This is a genomic window from Deltaproteobacteria bacterium RIFCSPHIGHO2_02_FULL_44_16 (genome assembly GCA_001798185.1).
GTDB lineage: Bacteria > UBA10199 > UBA10199 > 2-02-FULL-44-16 > 2-02-FULL-44-16 > 2-02-FULL-44-16.
In genome coordinates, this window is record MGRM01000007.1 from 35,370 (window position 1) to 53,010 (window position 17,641).

Genomic DNA, 17,641 nt, shown 5'->3' on the forward strand with positions numbered 1-17,641 from the left:
ATGAGTTATCAGATGAAAAGAAATTGAGCAACTTTTGGTGTCAGAAAGCCGAGATGAGAGATACCTATGAAGTCATCTGGGGAAGTAAAAATCGGACATTTTAAAGGTTCTTTCCTTCAAGGGGATATTTTTGATGATGGATCATCTTCATCAGTAAAAAAGGGCCTCGATGCAACCGGGCAAGATTCTTTTTCACGGCATGTTTTTTCAGCATTGCCTACATGGAATGTAGGTGGAGCAGCTCTTTCTTTATTTGCCGCACAGCCGAAAGAACCAGTATATAAAGAACTCTTAACCGGAACTGCATTACGTTTGACAGAACCCAATCCTCAGAATCAGGTGATGGTGGCCATCGCAGCAGAGAATGTAGAGGAGATGAGAGAGGGGAAAGAGCGTATAGCGGATTTTATGAAATCGTGGTCGCCGGCTATGCAAAACAACGCTCTTTTTTACGAGTTTGATACCTCTGACGCTTCACTGAAGCGTGCAGATATGTTGAAGACACTCCTCGGTTTGAAAAAAAAGGGTCTTGCTGTCATTTATATTCGATATGAAAACTCGGATAAAGCTACAGCATACGTGAAGGAGGGAGAGAATTGGAGAATGGTTCAAAATATTCCGGGCTCTTCATCTCCTCAATTTTCTGTTGAAAGTGGCACAGTAGAAATGAAATCCCCCTCAGCACCTCCAGTATCAGCGCCAGTTGCGCAAGTTCCAGAAGTGCCTGAAACACGAGCTCCCAAAAATGTAACGGACATTGAACTCACTACCACCGATCAATTAGATGATGCCTTTGCTGCAGTTCAAAGTGGAAAAGATGTCTATGTTCTTTTGTCTCCATTAAGGGCAAGTAAAGAGCAGGACGCAGCGAGACTGCTTGCAGGTTCAAAAGAAACTATTCTTTATGTGTATAACTCATCTTCAGATGAAGCATCATCTGTTTATGAAGCACTGCAAGATTTGGATGATCTTTTGACACCTGTAGTTCCGACTCGTGCTCGTTTGTCGAAACCACTTTTGGTAAAGCTCGAGATTGCCATTTCACCACACACCCATAAAAAAGTATTTCGAGGAAAACGAAGCGTTCCTGGAGCACAGCCACATGAGCATCAATCCTTCGGTATGGGTCCGGTAGGTTCAAAAGATAAAAAAACTCATAAGCATGCTCATCCACTTGCTTCTGCAATGAGGAAAAAATGGAGCAACTATCCTGACGAAGGAATAAAACTTGTAAAACCTCGACAAAATGTTGGTGAGCTTGCACCGCGTTCTCTACAGACGGTAGGTGCATATTATCAGGAGCTGAGTGCCGATAACTTCTTAGAACGTGTTGGGAAAGGTCTTGCTGAAAAAACACTGACTGAAGGAGGAAATACAGCTCGCATCCTCGTGGTTCACGATCGACATGATGAAAAGGCTCGTGGTGTATTGCCGAACTATGTAGAAAACGACGATGTCAGGAAAAAGAAAGCCTTTTGGATCGACTGGAGCAAGGTCCCTTTCGAGAAGCGTGCAAAATTGCTTGAACAGCTTCGCCTTGACCCATGGGATATGTGGCATCGAAAATCAGTTGTCATCGATATCAAAGGAAAGCTTGAAGGAGAAAATTTACTGCTTGAAAATTATCAACTTGTTGAACATGCGGGAGAACTTTTTTCATTCGATGATTTCAAATCGTATGAAGGGATGCAAGGAATGTTGCCTTTTGAGATCGCTGAAAATAGCACTTTTGGGCCACGTCAAACGCGGAATAATTATCTAACCAGAATCACGAAACGCAATAATGCTCAGCAGGCTTTGGTGATTGCAGGTGAGTTTGCGGATCAAAACCCCGAGCGTACGAAAAGTACATTAGCAGTTCTCTCGAGCGCTCTTCTTGCGAGAGATGTTGTTGAGGGAACGTATCCTATTGTTTTTATTCAGGCTGAAAAAGATACGCCAACCTTTACTCTTTATAAAAAAGATAAGAAGAATGATGGAAATTGGGAAGATCGCGGCAGTGGTCCTCTTCTTCGATCGATCCTTTCCAAGAAATATGTAGAAGAACGAATTATAAAATCAGAAAAAAATCAGCTTATTATTGCTGGAAACCCTACTGATCCAGAAACACGCCGATTGCTCGGGTATACTTTGAGAGCTTATACGAAGAGCGACCTCCGTGTACAACCAGCTGCTGGTGTTGATGCTGAGCCTGTTCAAGAAGTTTACTTTCTCTCTCTCTCTCTTCTTAAAAAGGAAGGTCCTTTTGTGTTTATGAGGGATCGAGAATCTGGAACCGAAGCAGCAAGAATTGCTGCTATTGATATCGCAACAGTTACGCAAAAAGGTTTTCCTCTTGTTTTTAATGTAGATAGTTCTCCTGGAGAACAACGCGCCCTTGTGCTTCTCGATCCCAATAAAGCACTCGTTACAGAAGCAGAGTTGGGAGATCAAACGCCGCTCATCCCCGCAAAAGATAAAATTCAAACAACGTCTTATGTCGTTGACAGGTCAGTTCATTCGAGTTCTTCACGAAGAGTGATGACGTCTCCTGATGACTCAGCGCCTGCTGCTCCATCTGCTCCTCCACCACAAGCAGCACCAAAAAAAACTCCTAAAGCACCTCCACCTCCTGCGGAAGAAAAAGATGATGAAACTGATGCCCTACCAATAGAGCCAGGAAAAAGCATTGCGATTGAAGATCGCGGGGTTTTAGAGGGCGAAGGAGCTGAAGAAAAAAAGCCTGCTGTGCCAAGTGATCTTTATCATTGGGCTGGTGATGAGGTAAAAAAAGATATTCTCAAGCGTCTTCTTGAGCCAAATCGATCAAAGCTTGCAGCATTGGTAAAAAAATTAAGGATAGAACGAAACGCAAAACTGCGTGTGATTGTAACGCTTTCACGCATCCAGGGGAACAATCAGAATGTGCATGCCACCATCAAAGCTGATACAACACGTGCAAAAAATGGTACACAACCTCAAACGCATGGTACCTATTTTGAAGGGATGGATCGAACGAGGGCAAAAAGACTTTTCAGTGCGATTGAAAACGGAGAATATACACTTCCGGTAACAGCAGGTGAGATAGCGCAATGGTTTCGTCCAGAAGAGGGATTGAGTGATGAAAAACGGAGTTTTGCAATTGAGGTTGAACTCTCTGTCGCAGAAGGTGGGAAGAAGAGAAATAAAGTACGAAAGAAATCTTCAACAAAAGGTGTAGTTGACTTCAACGAAACAGAAGCGGAGCAACCATAAACGAATCGTCAAAAAAATGACAGTATTTCAATTCCTTAGCAGTCTCCCGAAAAACAACCTTTCATTTTGAGAAAAATTCGCGTAACCTCTAGAAATATCGAGGAGTCTTTTTCATAAAAAAGCTATGGAAACCACGTGGAGCGTCAATCCTTCGTCACTTGGAACCTTAAATAGTGACGAACTCAAGCAAGTGGCCTCTTCTTTGGCTGAACGCGTCGAGCGACTCGAGCGGCTGGTGCAGGTCATCTCGCGTGGCAAGTATATGTGGGAATCAACTTTCGATGCGATTACGTTACCGGTTCAAATCGTGACCGAAGAATACGAAATTCAACGTGCCAATGTGAGCTGTGCAGAAGTGGGTGGGGGCGATATCGTGAACTTTACAGGTCATCACTGCTATGAAGTTTTCGCAGGTCGCAAAACCCCCTGCGGTGGCTGCCCTTTGCAAGAATCGCTTCGAAAAAATACCACGGTGAATTCCATTCTTTCGGATGAAATCCACGGACGCCATTTTCAAGTTTCTGCTTATCCCTATGTGCATGATGCGACGACCGGCAAACGATCGGTCATTCTCTCCTATCGTGATGTGACCGAAGAACAGCGTCTTCAGCAGGAGATCGTGCAGCAAGAAAAGATGGCAGCAATCGGAATGCTCGCCGGTGGTGTGGCGCATGAAATCAACAATCCACTCGGTGGCATTGTTGCCTTCACGCAACTTATCCTTCGCAATGTAAAAAAAGAAGACGATCAATTAAAAAGCGATTTGAAAGAGATTGAAGGAGCGGCCATGCGTTGCAAACGCATTGTGGCTGATCTTCTCGAATTTTCGAGAGTTTCAAAAGAACGAAAAAAACTGATGTGCCATTTAAAAGATGTTTTTGAAAAAGTGATTCCGTTTGTGCATGCTGAGATGAAAAATTTAAACATTCATTTTGAACTCCATGCTGAAGAAAATCTTCCTGCCATTGCTGCAGAATCGGATCGGCTTCAACAAGTTTTTTTAAATCTTCTGACCAATGCCTGTCATGCGATGCCCAAAGGTGGAAGTCTAACGGTCGATATGCGAACGTCCTCTTCCAAAAATGATGTCGTGGTCAGTGTGATTGATACCGGTGAAGGAATTGCAGCAGAACATCTTTCCAAAATATTTGATCCGTTTTTTACAACCAAAGATCCCGGGAAGGGGACTGGGTTAGGACTTTCTATTTGCTATCGCATTATTCGTGAGCATGGCGGATCCATTGATGTCGAGAGTGAGCTTGGCAAGGGGACAACGTTCCGGATGACGCTTCCCAAAGCGGTCTCTGTCTAAGGAGGTTGTATGTCGCGCATTTTGGTAGTTGATGATGAAGCTTCGATCCGAAAAGCGCTTGAGCGTTTTTTGCGAGAGTTGGGGCATGAAGTTTTTGTGGCGGCTGATGGCGAGGAGGCGCTTCATATTCTTCAAACCGAAACGCTCGATTTGGCGCTCGTTGATCTGGTGATGCCGAAGATCGATGGCATCGAACTCATTCGACGTTTGAAGCAGCACGATCCAAATATTGTGGCGATCGTCCTGACCGGTTTTGGAACGATCACCTCTGCGGTCGAAGCCATGCGTGCTGGCGCGTATCATTATCTGACGAAGCCGTTTGAGCTTGATGATATTGCTTCGCTCATTTCATTGGCACTTGATCATCGTGAACTCAAACAAGAAAATCGTCGCCTCAAAAGCCAACTTCATGGTCGATATCGATTTGAAAATATCATTGGGACCAACGAAGGCTTAGGTCCTGTTTTTGATATGATCGAACGGGTTTCAGAAACTGATAGCACCGTGTTGATTTTAGGTGAAAGTGGAACCGGAAAAGAACTGATTGCTCGAGCCATTCATTATAATAGTCCGCGTCGAGATAAATCTTTGGTGACCGTAAACTGCGCTGCGATTCCTGAAGATCTTTTAGAGTCGGAACTTTTTGGACATGTGCGAGGCGCTTTTACGGGTGCGGTGCAAACTCGACCCGGAAGATTTGATGCAGCTCATCACGGGAGTATTTTTCTCGATGAAATTGGAGATATGAGTTTAAAGCTTCAGGTGAAACTCCTTCGTGTTCTTCAAGAGCACCGATTTGAACCTGTTGGTTCGAATAAAACGCACCAAGTTGATGTTCGAATTATTGCTGCCACCAATCAAGATTTAGAAAAAGCGGTCAATGAGGGACGTTTTCGCGAAGATCTTTATTATCGCTTACATGTCATTCCCATTCGTGTCCCACCCTTGCGGGAACGGCTCGCTGATGTTCCACTTCTTGCGGAACATTTTATGAAAAAATTTAATAAGGCAAATAATCATCATGTCAGAGGTCTTTCCTCTGATGCTCTTGATGCCATGATGAATTATGCATGGCCCGGAAATGTACGTGAGTTAGAGAATGTGATTGAACGCGCAGTGGTGTTACAACACGATGGAGAAATTCAAGCAAAAACCCTTGAGGAGAAATTGCGGCAACCAAAAGTTTTGGGAGAACGAAAAGATGCAACCACGGCAGCGCATGTGGGGATTCGTATTCCCGATGAAGGCATTTCATTTAAACACGCAGTTGCGGATTTTGAAGCCCAATTGATTCTACAAGCCTTGGAAAAAACAGGTGGGAATAAAAATCAAGCAGCATCACTTTTAAAATTAAATCGAACGACACTTGTCGAAAAAATTAAAAAGCAACAACTTGAAAAACGAACGACGGGATAATGATGACGAAGATAACCGATTTACTTATTGTGGATGATGACGAAACGCTTGTCCGTGTTTTTGAACGTCTGGCGCGCGAGCGGGGATGGAGCTATCAGATTGCTCGTGGCGGAGATGAAGCAGTTCAAAAATTAGGAAAGAATGTTTTTGCCGTCGCGCTTCTTGACATGAAACTTCCCGGGTATTCTGGTCTTCAGGTGCTGGAATATATCAAAAAAAATAAAATCCCTACTGAAGTTCTGATGATTACAGGTGGTGGCTCCGTTGAAGCGGCTGTTTCTGCGATGAAGCAAGGAGCTTATGATTTTCTGACCAAACCTTTCGATAATATTGAGCGAATCGCACTTGTGATCCAGAAAGCACACGAACGTTATGAGATGACGCAAAAATTAACGCAGCTCGAGCGACAACATTCCGGTTCGACTTCCTATGAAGATATCATTGGGAAAAGTAAAAAAATGCAGGAAATTTTTTCGACGATCGATGCTATAGCCAGTACAGATTCTACAGTTCTGATCTATGGGGAAAGTGGGACCGGAAAAGAACTCATTGCTCATGCGATTCAGCGGCGATCGAAACGAACGGAAAATCCCTTTGTCATTATTAACTGTGCGGCCATCCCCGCAAATTTATTAGAGTCTGAATTTTTTGGACATCGAAAAGGCTCTTTTACGGGAGCTATTGCTGACCGAAAGGGACTTTTTGAAGAAGCAGATAAGGGGACTGTTTTTCTTGATGAAATTGGAGAACTTCCTCTTCCCCTTCAAGTCAAAATTCTTCGTGTTCTTCAAGAAGGTGAGTTGCGACCCATTGGAGAGACTGATGTTCGTAAAGTAGAAGTACGTGTCATAGCCGCGACAAATCGTGATTTGCCGATGCTCGTAAAAAAAGGAGAGTTTCGCGAAGATCTTTATTATCGGCTCAATGTGATTAATCTTTTTATTCCTCCTTTACGTGAGCGTGCCGAGGATATTCCTCTGCTTGCCTATCATTTTTTGGAAAAATGTTCGAAGCGCTCAAAGAAAAAGATCGAAAAAATATCAGTTGATACGCTTCAAGCGCTTCAAAATTATTCGTGGAGTGGCAATGTTCGAGAGCTTGAAAACGTCATCGAGCGGGGAGTGGTGATGGCCAAAGAAGATATTCTCCAAGCTCAAGATCTTCCCGCAAAAATTTTAGGAGAATCTTTTTATGTCGATGGAGAAGTCATGGATGCTGATCTCTCGGATCTTGAATATCAAAAGGCCAAAGGGAGAGCGCTTGGATCGTTTAATCGAGCCTATATTGGGAACTTATTGCGACTTACGCATGGCAATGTTTCTACCGCTTCTGAAAAAGCAGGAATGGATCGAAGTAATTTTAAAAAACTGATTAAGCGATACAACATTAATATTGATGAATATCGTCATTCATCACGAAAATAGGAAGGGGCTCTATGAAGGATGCTACGATTGTCATTGCTTCTGCGGGGAAAAATCCTCCCATTACTATTTTCAAAGCGCTTGAAAAAGTAGGCTGGAAGACCGTGAAGATTTCGATCAAGAATCTTGAACCGACGCTGACCTCTTCTTCTCCGGATTGCGTGATTGTGATGCTCGAGGAAAACGATCGCGATCTTATTCTTCGTGTGCTCGAAACGATGAAATTTTATGATGATAATCTTCCTCTGCTTGCGGTGTCCGAATCTCAATCGCTGGAAGATGCCGTGAATGTGATGAAAGCGGGCGCTTACGATTATTTTTCGATCCCCATTGATCATGAAAAGTTGCGCCATTCGGTTTCGAATGCCGTGAGACTGTATAAACTGACCAAGCGAGTTTTTCTTCTGGAAAGTCAGATGGGATGGCGTGGTCGTTTTGATGATATCATTGGCCAAAGTTCAAAGATGCAAGAGATCTTTGGAATGGTGCAAATGGTGTCAAAAAGTAATGCCACGGTTTTAATTCAGGGTGAAAGTGGAACGGGGAAAGAGCTTATTGCCAAAGCTATTCATCGGCATAGCGATCGCGAGAAGAAAATATTTCTCGACATTAATTGTGGCGCGATCCCGCGCGAGCTTCTTGAAAATGAAATGTTTGGACATGAACGAGGTTCTTATACCGGAGCGGATCGGCGTTATATTGGAAGTATTGAACGAGCGCATGGAGGAACTCTTTTCCTCGACGAAATTAGCGAGATGGATATGTCGCTACAGGTGAAGCTCTTGCGATTTTTACAAGAACGGACCTTAAATCGCATCGGGGGCAATGAACAAATTTCAGTCGATGTGCGCATTGTGACGGCGACGAATCGCAATTTGGTGAAAGAAGTGGAAGAGGGACGTTTTCGTGAAGATCTCTTTTATCGATTAAATGTGGTTCCGATTAATCTTCCTCCACTTCGAGATCGACGTGAAGATATTCCAGTGCTTGCCAAATCTTTTCTCGAAAAATATTCTATGAAAAATGAAAAAATCTTTCTCGATTTTGCTCCCCAGGCCATGGAAGCGTTGCTTGCGTATGACTGGCCGGGAAATGTGAGAGAACTTGAGAATGTGATTGAGCGCGTTGTTGTTCTGAATAACGATAGTCGTGTAAAGCTTGCGCATTTTCCAGCGCAAATTCAAACCACACGCAAAAAAGCAACCATGCAGTCCTCATTTACAGATGTGATGCCAATTGATATGGAAAAGATCCTCCCCTTGGAGCTTGTGGAGAAATATGCTATTGAAGCGGCGCTCCAACGTTGCTTGGGAAATGTAGGCGAAGCCGCTGGAAAACTCAAAATTGGTCAGGCAACATTATATAGGAAGATTAAACAGTATGGCTTACGAGTTTAGAAGCTAGTTGAAATGAACTTATGTCATCCCCGCGCAGGCGGGGATCTCATGAGATTCCCGCTTTCGCGGGAATGACAACAGATTATTCCGGCGCTAAAGAAGAGGAGAGGATATGAATATCAAAGTTGAATCGTTAGGAGATGTTTCGGTCGTGAAATGCGGTGGCAATCTCGATGCTGACTCTGTGGCCGTTTTTAAAAAGATAACTTCAGAGCTCGTCAATCAAGGATCTGTGCGATTGGTCGTGGACTGTTCATTGCTCAAGTTTATCGACAGTATGGGGCTCGGCGCTATGATTTCATTGCTGCGTCGTGTTCGGAGTCGCGATGGCGATGTTAAAGTTTCTGCTTTGAATGCAGATGTGAAAGCGATTTTTGAGATTACCCGTTTGCATCGGCTCTTTGAAGTTTGCACTGATGCAAAAGCCGCATGCAAATCATTTAAAGGATAGACCCTATGGTCTATCGTCATTTCACCGTCTCCGTTACGATCGGGAGCGACACGCGCTACCTCTCATTTCTTCGTGATTTGGTGAAGTCCTCTGCGCGGCTTGTCGGAAGAAAAGCATTCCCTCGCGCACTCGAACGACCGCTCAGTTTAGCCTTGATCGAGGCAGTCAATAATGCCATCTTTCATGCCCATCACGGGCGACGGAGTGAACCGATTCAGGTGATGATGAAGATACGACCCAAGTGGGTTGCAGTAGAAGTCGAAGATTCTGGACGAGGACTCTCTCGCAAGAAATTAAAGGGGCGCGCGCCCCACGAGCTGGAAACGCATGGACGTGGCCTCTTTCTCATTCGGCAATTAGTAGATTCGGTTCAATCACGCCGACGAGAGAATCGTCATGTCTTAAAAATGATGTGTTGGAAGAAAACTCATGTCTGAAAATCAAACAAAAGCGCTCGAAGTCATCCATCGTTTAAGCACAGCGATTGCGGAAGCGACGGAGCTGACACAAGTTTATGACTTGATTCTGGATCAAGTCATTGAACTTCTTCACGTCGAAAAAGCGTCGGTCATGATCTATGATCCTTCGCTTGACGCTCTTCGTGTCGTTGCTGCTCGTGGCATGTCGCGTGAAGTGATGGAGAAAGCGATTGTGCGAGTGGGTGAAGGAATCAGTGGAAAAGTCTTTGCGCGTCACGAACCGCTTCTCGTCGATGATATCCGAGGTGAAACCTTGGGGCCGAAACGTGATCGCTATCGCACGCATTCGCTGATGTCAGCGCCAGTGACTTGTTTCCCGATGAAAATGGGAAAAGAAACGTTAGGCGTTATTAATGTGACAGATCGTTCGAATGGAAAAGATTTTACGCAAGAAGATTTGCAATTGCTCATGACTATTTCAAATCAAGCAGCTTCTTATTTACATGTCTGTCAACTTCTTGAAAAAATTCAATCGGGCGAACGTTTACGACAACAAGTGGAGATTGCGCGACATATTCAATATCGACTTTTGCCGGGTGATCCTCCTGCCATCGATGGTCTTGATATTGCCGGACAGCTTGTGACCGCAGATCGTGTTGGAGGAGATTATTACGATTACTATATGCTTCGTGAAAGTCGTCCGGGGTTTATCATTGCGGATGTTTCAGGACATTCAGTAGGCGCTGCTATGATTATGGCTGCGTTTCGAGCTGCAGTGAAGTCACAGCAAGATGCAGATTTTTCGCCAGCGACTCTTGCTCAACGTGTGAATCACATTCTCTACGCGGATCTTTATCAAGCAGAACAATTTATTTCCATGGCGTATGTGCAGTATCTTCGCGCGCGACAAATGATTCAGTTTACGAATGCCGGTCATCCTGCGCCACTTCTGTGGAGAGCAACTGAAAAGCGCGTTGAACATCTGATCACGGAAGACCCTCTCCTTGGGATTGATGAACATACGACCTTTCATGAGAAAAAAATGGTGGTGAGTCCGGGAGATGTTCTTCTTCTTTATACTGACGGCATTACAGAAGCGGCGAATAATGAAGGGGAACGTTTTGGTCTTGAGCGTCTGGAACAGTTGCTTCGAGAAAGGGCGCACGAGAGCGCTTTGCGCTTGCTCGATCATCTTATTTCGTCCGTCACTGATTTTATGAAACCTCAACATCCTCGCGACGATATTACAGCGCTTGTCATAAAGGTCTGTTAGGATGAATTTTTTTGAAAGTCAGACTTATCTTGAAACGCTGATCCCCAAAGATTTTCGCGCTGATCTGAAACCGATGGCAGAAGTTTGTGATCATTTTGGGAATCCTCAGCTTTCTTATCCGACAGTTCATGTCTGCGGAACAAACGGCAAAGGTTCAACTTGCGCTTTTCTTCAGAATATCTGTGCCTTCAATGGCTTCAAAACTGGACGTATGATTTCTCCTCATCTCATTCGGCTGACGGAACGCATTCACATCAATGCTCAAGAAATTGATGAAGAGAGTGTTGTTCTTTTAACGGATGAGATTCGAGAAAAGACAAATGACTTAAGCTATTTTGAATTTTTAACGCTTATGGGTTTTCTTTTTTTTCAGCGTCAACAGATCGACATCGCGGTGATTGAAACGGGCCTGGGCGGAAGATGGGATGCGACGAACGTGGTGAAGCCTCATGTTGCGGTGATCACTTCTATTTCGTTTGATCATATGCGTCACTTAGGAAATACGCTTACAGCGATTACCACAGAAAAATGCGGTATTCTCAAAGAAGGAATGCCAGTCGTCACGGCGCAGCAACCGGATGAAGTGATGCAAGTGATCGAACAGATCTCGCGTGAAAGGGGATGCGAACTTTTTGTTGCAGATCCTCGAATGATTTCATCGCCACTTGGGCTTGCGGGAGAACATCAGAAACAAAATGCTGCATGTGCGGCAGTCGCTACGTCTATTTTAAAAACAAAAGGTTTTTCTCTTTCCAACATTGAAAAAGCTTTATTGAAAACAACGTGGCCTGGGCGTTTGGAATATCTTTTACCCAATGTTCTTCTGGACGGTGCGCACAATGAAGATGGTTGTCGAAAACTAGCAGCATATCTCCGCGCACACTGCGATCCTTTCAAAACGATTCTTGTTTTTGGTGTTTTTCGCGATAAAAATTACGAAGCGATGCTACGGTTTCTTCAGCCTTGCGTTGCCAAGATCGTCATTGTACGAGCTCCATCACATAGAGCGGCTGAGCCCGATGAGATTGCGGCCATTGCGGTGCGAGAGGGGGCAAAAGTCTCGTGCAAAGAATCGATTGAAGAAACTTTCGATGACTGTTTTTATTCGCTTGCTCCTGATGAAACGCTTGTCATTGCTGGCTCGTTGAGTGTGGTTGGAGCCGTTCGAAAACATGTCGGAGAACATTATGGCATTTCCCACAACACGACTGCGACGACTTCGCGTGAGCGAACCGTTGCGTCATCTCGTCGCTGAGACCACTGTCGTGGCTTCCAATTTGGTGTTTCCTCTGTTCGTTGTTCCGGGGAAAGGAGTGCGTCGTCCGCTTCCCTCACTTCCTGGACAGTTTCATCTTTCGGTTGATGAACTTGTCAAAGAGGTGAGAGAAACATTTATGAAAGGCATTCATGCCTTTTTGCTTTTTGGAGTTCCTGATACAAAAGATGAAAGAGGAGAAAGCGCTTGTCGCGATGATGCTCTTATTCCTCAAGCTCTTCGCGCCGTAAAAGATGAAGTGCCGCAGGCGTGTGTCATTACTGATGTTTGCCTTTGTGCGTATACCACGCATGGACATTGCGGCGTGGTGGATGAAAAGGGAAATATTCTGAATGATCCAACGCTGGAGATTCTTTCATCTATGGCGCTTGCACATGCTCGTGCTGGTGTCGATGTCATTGCTCCGTCAGACATGATGGATGGTCGCGTTGCCGCTCTTCGCAAAGCGCTTGATCACAATGGATATCAACAGACATTGATTATGAGTTATGCTGCAAAATTTGCTTCTGCTTTTTACGGTCCCTTTCGTGATGTTGCTCATTCGACCCCACAATTCGGTGATCGCAAAACATATCAGATGGATATGCGCAATGGACGCGAGGCGTTGCGTGAGATGGAGCTTGATCTTCAAGAAGGGGCAGATATCGTGATGGTGAAACCGGCGATGCCCTATCTCGACGTCATCAGTAAAGCACGTGAGCGCTTCGATGCTCCGATTGCTGCGTATCAAGTGAGTGGTGAGTATGCCATGATCAAAGCAGCCGCAAAAGAAGGCTGGATCAATGAGAGAGCGGCGATGATAGAATCACTCATGGCGATTAAGCGCGCTGGTGCTGATATGATTATTACGTATTTTGCAAAAGGCTTCGTGGAGTGAAAACTCAATTGCAAAACTGACAAATGATTCGGGTGGCACCGACGTTCGGATCCCAGGGGCGCCCCGCGTCAGCGGGGAGGTGGAACGACGGAGGTGACAGGACCCGTAACAGTAAATGTTTTGAAATTGAGTTTTCATCATAAAGTTATGACTAAAAAATTATATTTAATCGACGGTGCCAATTATCTGTTTCGAGCTTTTTATGCGATTCCATCACTGAGTAATTCAAAAGGGCTCCCGACGAACGCTCTCTATGGTTTTGCGCAAATGGTGCTCTCGCTTATTCGCGAGGAAAAGCCAGATTATATTGCGGTTGCGCTCGATCGACCTGAACCGACGTTTCGCCATCAGCTTTTCTCAGCATATAAAGCCAATCGCCGCGAACCACCGTCAGATCTGATTCCGCAGTTTCCGTATGTTCGTCCTCTGCTCGAAGCCTTGAATATTCAGATCATGGAGAAAGCAGGATTTGAAGCCGATGATCTGATGGGAACGGTTGCGCAGAAAGAAGCTTCATCTGAGTTGCAGGTCGTAATTGTTTCTGGAGATAAAGATTTACTCCAACTCGTCAACGATCATGTTTCTGTTTACGACACGATGAAAGCGATTCGTTACGGTGCGAAAGAAGTAGAAACAAAAATGGGTGTTCCTCCAGCTGAAGTCGTAGAGGTTTTAACGCTTGCGGGAGATGCCTCTGATAATATTCCCGGAATCTCTGGGATTGGGCCGAAGACAGCAGTGCAGCTCATTCAGGAGTATCATTCCGTTGAAAATATTTTGGCAAATCTTGAAAAAATAAAAACATCGGTGCGAGGACGAATTGAAGAGAAAAAAGAAGAACTCAAACTCTATAAGCAGTTAACGAAAATTGATATCGATGTTTCGTTTCCTTATATTCTCGAATCACTCAAGCTTACTCCTCCTCACCCCGAAAGGATGCAATCCCTTTTTTCGGAACTTGGGTTTACAAAACTGTTGCAACAACTTGCTCCGACTAAGGAGATCGATCGAAGTGGCTATCGCTTGATTCAACAAAAAGTGGATTTCATACAATTACTTGAGACTATAAAAAAACAGCGCAGCTGTGCGCTTGATTTGGAAACAACTTCCTTGGATCAGATGCAAGCGAAAATCGTTGGTGTCTCTGTTGCTTTTGCGAATCACGATGCTTTTTATATTCCGGTGGGGCATCGATTACAGCTCGGCGAACAACAACTTGAACTCAACTTTGTGCTCGAAGCGTTGCGCGCGCTTTTTTTAGATCCGAATATCGAAGTGGTTGGGCAAAATCTCAAATATGATCTGACAATTTTGAAACGACACGATGTTGAAGTGAAAGGAAAAATTTTTGATACGATGGTGGCATCTTATCTCGTTTCTTCGGGACCGCATAATCTCGATACGCTTGCGCAGGTTCACTTACATCACACAAATATCAGTTATGAAGATGTAACAGGAAAAGGAAAAAAACAAATTTGCTTTGACGAAGTTCCTCTTTTGCAAGCGTGCGAATATGCGGCTGAAGATGCTGATGTCACATTTCGACTTTCAGAAATTTTTCGAAATAAACTTAAAGAACTGAATCTTCTTTCGCTCTTTGATGAGATGGAGATGCGTTTGCTTCGTGTTTTAATGGCCATGGAAATGCACGGAGTTGCTTTAGATGTTCAACTCCTCGCAGCGCTTTCTCAAGAATTTGATCTGAAACTTCGCAGCTTTGAACAAAAAATTTATGAAGCGTGTGGTAGAGAGTTTAATATCAAGAGTCCGAAACAACTGGGTGAAATTCTTTTTGGGAAACTTCAGCTTCCTGGCGGGAAACGTACGAAAACAGGATATTCGACGAGTCAAGAGGTTCTCGATGAGCTGGCGCTTCACCATGAGTTGCCGCGACTCATTCTGGAGTATCGATCGATTTCAAAGCTGAAATCGACGTATGTCGACGCACTTCCAAAATTGATGAATGAGCAAACCGGACGATTGCATACTTCTCTCAATCAAGCGATTGCGGCAACCGGTCGACTTTCATCCTCAGATCCGAATCTTCAAAATATTCCGATTCGCAGTGAAGAGGGGAGAAGAATACGAAAAGCTTTTGTGGCTCCGAAGGGATTTCTTTTACTCGATTGTGATTATAGTCAGATTGAACTTCGGGTCCTTGCTCATATGAGTCGTGATGAAGCTCTCATCGATGCATTCACGAAGAATCTCGATGTGCATGCGATTACGGCGTCAGGGATTTATGGTATCGCCGCTGAAAAATTGACGAAAGAGCAACGCAACGTGGGTAAGACTGTTAATTTCTCGACGATCTACGGACAATCGGCCTTTGGGCTTTCGAAGCAATTGGACATTCATCCTGAAGAGGCCAATGCGTATATTGATCGCTATTTTGCGACGTATCCAAAGGTTTCTCTTTATCGAGATGAAATTCTTGCGAAAGCAAAAAAGGAAAAGTGCGTCAGCACCCTTTTTGGGAGACGACGGTTGGTGCCCGACATTGTCCATCCAAATCATATGGTGCGCCAGGCTGCGGAGCGCGCTGCGTTTAATACGGTTTTTCAGGGGACTGCAGCGGATATCATTAAGCGCGCGATGATTACGATTCATGAAAAATTGCCAAATATTTCTCCTCGATCAAAAATGTTGCTTCAAGTTCACGATGAGCTGATCTTTGAAGTTCCCCAAGATGAGATCGAAAAGGTAAAAACCTTTGTCGTGAGTGAGATGCAGAACGCCGCGCAATTAGATGTGCCACTTCTCGTTGAAGCCGGGATTGGTCCCAACTGGGACGACGCGCATTGAACTGAGCAGATTGTTTTAGTGAAACATTTCTTCAATAAAAGCACTTGACATAGGTGATCCACTAGTGGCACACTCTGTTTGTCTCTTTCATAAAAGGAGTGCTTATGCCGACAAAACATCCTCGATTACATGTTCTTCTTCCAAAAAACCTACTTCAGATGCTCTCTGAAATTGCTCGGAATGAAGATAAGTCTTTATCCGTTGTTGCCCAGGAGCTTATTGCTGATGCTCTTGATCGTCATGAAGACAGACTTCTTTCCGGTCTTGCCATGAAGCGGGAAAGCAAAGCGAAAAGGACCGTTTCTCATGACAAAGCATGGAAATAGCCCGTACACTATAGAATATTTGGATTCCGTGGTTGAAGAAGATATTCCGAGACTCCCGAAGAGTATCCGCGTCATTATTAAAAGAGCTATTGAAGAAAGGTTATCGATAGATCCTATCGGACTTGGAAAGCCGCTTCGTTACAGCTTGAAAGGTCATCGACGGTTGCGTGTAGGTGATTATCGTATTGTTTATCGTATCGATCACACAAAACATATCGTAACCATTGTTGTGATCAAACACCGAAAAGATGTGTACGATGAATAGACTGTCATCGGTGTGATGAGCGTGATCGATGAGGATTTTTTTGTCCTACATTGCTACAGAATTGTTATCTTTGATGAAACGCACAAGCGGTGCTATTCAAAACGCGGCTCTTGTTGATGTGGAAATTGACCTCAACCGGGATAATACGCATTGAACTATCGACGCATAATGTTCATTGAGTTTGGATAATGTTTTCTGAAAAACACATCGAATAAAAAACTTCCATACACTTCATCCATACGAAACTGAATCTTGTCCGGGTCGTCAGGTGTAGAGTCTACTTGCGGAATCTCTTTCACATACAATCCTGACCCATCTGAAGTACACTTTTTGTTGTTGATACTATTGGATGCATTATTCCAAAAGCCATAATGATTTCCAATACGATAATAGTACGTGCCATACACAAATGGTTTATCAGGAAGAAGTGCATGAAATGTCAAAGGCTCTAGGCCTGTTTGCAAAGTTGAAGCTATAGTCGTTTAACTTTCAACTAGGATATTGTCATCCTCGCGTAGGCGGGGATCCAGAAAGGCTGATAAACATCTGGATTCCTGCTTTCGCAGGAATGACATCGTACTCATGAAAAGTTAATTTACTATAGGAACCCGAAACTTTTTTAAAATGGAGTCGATAATAGGAGCATCAATGATGGAGGTTGCTTGAACATTCATTTGACCAGACCTTTTTTAAGAGCCATTCTGACCGATTGTGATCATGGGCGCAACGTGGTGATTGCTGTGAATGAAGGCGAAACGCACGAAGAGTTGCGAGTGCGCGCAACTTCCATTCAAGTAAAAAGTTCTTGTCGTTTGCTTGAGGTGCAAGAAATATCTTTTCTTTTCCGCAAAGAAGATCATTTCATACCATCTCCGGAAAACTCTCAGAATTGTCCAGAAGGGACGGTGCTTATTGATAAAGGTGGAGAGATTCATCCGGATGAACCTGCTTTTTGTATCGAAAAAACGGAAGTAACTCAGTTGGATGATCGACGATTTTGGGAAGAGCGAAAACAGCAGAAGCCTCAGCCAGGTGATGGGGTCAAGTCTTGACATGAGTCAACACTCTATCGTTGGTCCAATCAAGGTACATAGGTAACAAACAATACAAGGCACATCGGTAACACATGATACGGGGGCATAAAGGAGGTTTTTATGCCCTGGAAAGAG

Annotated in this window: 15 protein-coding genes; 14 read left to right on the top strand and 1 reads right to left on the bottom strand. The window is 44.2% G+C overall.

Annotated features, from left to right (window positions below; translation table 11 throughout):
• Window positions 1-66 precede the first annotated feature (66 nt).
• The 13 genes from A3C46_06565 (at window position 67) to A3C46_06625 (ending at window position 16,472) form a co-directional block, all read left to right on the top strand.
• Window positions 67-3,234: a hypothetical protein gene (locus A3C46_06565; GenBank protein ID OGQ23099.1), complete on the top strand. Its 3,168-nt coding sequence runs from the start codon at window positions 67-69 to the stop codon at window positions 3,232-3,234.
• A 124-nt stretch (window positions 3,235-3,358) separates the two neighbouring features.
• On the top strand, window positions 3,359-4,546 hold the full coding sequence (locus A3C46_06570) for a hypothetical protein (GenBank protein OGQ23100.1): 1,188 nt from the start codon (window positions 3,359-3,361) through the stop codon (window positions 4,544-4,546).
• Between the two features lie 9 nt (window positions 4,547-4,555).
• On the top strand, window positions 4,556-5,962 hold the full coding sequence (locus tag A3C46_06575; protein ID OGQ23101.1) for a Fis family transcriptional regulator: 1,407 nt from the start codon (window positions 4,556-4,558) through the stop codon (window positions 5,960-5,962).
• 2 nt (window positions 5,963-5,964) lie between these two features.
• On the top strand, window positions 5,965-7,386 hold the full coding sequence (locus A3C46_06580) for a hypothetical protein (protein OGQ23112.1): 1,422 nt from the start codon (window positions 5,965-5,967) through the stop codon (window positions 7,384-7,386).
• 11 nt (window positions 7,387-7,397) lie between these two features.
• On the top strand, window positions 7,398-8,780 hold the full coding sequence (locus tag A3C46_06585) for a hypothetical protein (protein ID OGQ23102.1): 1,383 nt from the start codon (window positions 7,398-7,400) through the stop codon (window positions 8,778-8,780).
• A gap of 112 nt (window positions 8,781-8,892) precedes the next feature.
• A complete protein-coding gene (locus A3C46_06590) occupies window positions 8,893-9,231 on the top strand; it encodes a hypothetical protein (GenBank protein OGQ23103.1) in 339 nt (112 codons plus the stop codon).
• A gap of 5 nt (window positions 9,232-9,236) precedes the next feature.
• Window positions 9,237-9,668 carry a hypothetical protein gene (locus A3C46_06595; protein OGQ23104.1) on the top strand — a complete coding sequence of 144 codons (432 nt, stop codon included), beginning with the start codon at window positions 9,237-9,239 and terminating at the stop codon, window positions 9,666-9,668.
• Window positions 9,661-10,923 (top strand): hypothetical protein, encoded by a 1,263-nt coding sequence (locus A3C46_06600; protein ID OGQ23105.1) that lies wholly within the window; start codon window positions 9,661-9,663, stop codon window positions 10,921-10,923. The genes A3C46_06595 and A3C46_06600 overlap by 8 nt, the downstream gene beginning before the upstream one ends.
• Window position 10,924: 1 nt before the next feature.
• Entirely contained in the window at window positions 10,925-12,178 is a 1,254-nt protein-coding gene (locus A3C46_06605) for a hypothetical protein (protein OGQ23106.1), read from the top strand.
• The gene (locus A3C46_06610; protein OGQ23107.1) at window positions 12,111-13,076 is read left to right on the top strand and encodes a delta-aminolevulinic acid dehydratase; all 966 of its coding nucleotides are present in this window, start codon (window positions 12,111-12,113) and stop codon (window positions 13,074-13,076) included. Before A3C46_06605 ends, A3C46_06610 begins: the two co-directional genes overlap by 68 nt.
• Before the next feature lie 147 nt (window positions 13,077-13,223).
• A complete protein-coding gene (locus tag A3C46_06615; GenBank protein ID OGQ23113.1) occupies window positions 13,224-15,881 on the top strand; it encodes a DNA polymerase I in 2,658 nt (885 codons plus the stop codon).
• A gap of 104 nt (window positions 15,882-15,985) precedes the next feature.
• On the top strand, window positions 15,986-16,207 hold the full coding sequence (locus A3C46_06620; GenBank protein ID OGQ23108.1) for a hypothetical protein: 222 nt from the start codon (window positions 15,986-15,988) through the stop codon (window positions 16,205-16,207).
• Window positions 16,188-16,472, top strand: coding sequence for an addiction module antitoxin RelB (locus A3C46_06625; GenBank protein ID OGQ23109.1), 285 nt, complete (start codon window positions 16,188-16,190; stop codon window positions 16,470-16,472). Before A3C46_06620 ends, A3C46_06625 begins: the two co-directional genes overlap by 20 nt.
• Window positions 16,473-16,627: 155 nt before the next feature.
• Here the strand turns inward: A3C46_06625 and A3C46_06630 are convergent, their stop codons facing one another.
• A complete protein-coding gene (locus tag A3C46_06630) occupies window positions 16,628-16,915 on the bottom strand; it encodes a hypothetical protein (GenBank protein ID OGQ23110.1) in 288 nt (95 codons plus the stop codon).
• 219 nt (window positions 16,916-17,134) lie between these two features.
• Between A3C46_06630 and A3C46_06635 the strand changes: the two genes are divergently transcribed.
• Entirely contained in the window at window positions 17,135-17,524 is a 390-nt protein-coding gene (locus A3C46_06635; GenBank protein OGQ23111.1) for a hypothetical protein, read from the top strand.
• Window positions 17,525-17,641 lie beyond the last annotated feature (117 nt).